Origin of the sequence: Halomonas sp. 25-S5 (genome assembly GCF_029889845.1) — a bacterium.
GTDB lineage: Bacteria > Pseudomonadota > Gammaproteobacteria > Pseudomonadales > Halomonadaceae > Halomonas.
Genome location: NZ_JARANV010000082.1, coordinates 1 through 700 on the forward strand (window position 1 = coordinate 1; position 700 = coordinate 700).

The 700-nt window shown below is 66.0% G+C and carries 1 protein-coding gene; it reads left to right on the forward strand.

Features of this window, described 5'->3' with window-relative positions:
* On the forward strand, positions 1-700 hold a 700-nt coding region (locus tag OP498_RS18465), incomplete at both ends, for a transposase (protein WP_280554816.1).

Below are 700 nucleotides of genomic sequence, written 5' to 3' on the forward strand. Positions count from 1 at the left end.
TCAGGACAAATCGTTCAAGCACCTGCTCAACCTGCAGAAGGTGCCCAGCACCGCCACGCTGCGCCAACGCCTGGAGAAGCTCGCCGCCCAAGGGCTTCAGGAGAGTACCGCGTCCTGGTCCACGACGCTGCTGTCGCTGGTCGAGGCACCGATCACCGCCGAGACGACACACGTCTGCCTGGACATCGACACCTTCGTCATGGACAACAGCAACTCCCGCAAGGAGGGCGTCTCGCGCACCTACCAGAAGGTCGACGGCTACACCCCGATTGCCGCTTATCTGGGCAACGAGGGGTGGTGTCTGGGGCTGGAACTGCGTCCCGGCAAGCAGCACACCATGAAGGAGAGCAATGCCTTCCTGGAGCGGGTGCTGCCGCGCGCCTACCCACTGACCCAGGCGCCGCTGCTGGTGCGCGAAGACAGCGGCTTCGACAGCCAGGCGCACCTGGCGCTGCTCGAACAGCAACGCCGGGCCTGCGCCGAGGACGGGTGCGTGCTGGACTATCTCGTCAAGTGGAACCCGCGCCGCTCGGCCAAGGACGATCAGGACACCTGGCTGGCTGTGGCGGCGGACTATTGGGAGGAGCTGCGCCACGGCATCGGGCCTGGTGCAGGAGCTCCAGGCCGCCAAGCAGGCCCTGCGCCTGAGCGATGCGCTGACCAAGCTCGACAAGTACGCCGTGCTGGTGATCGACGACAT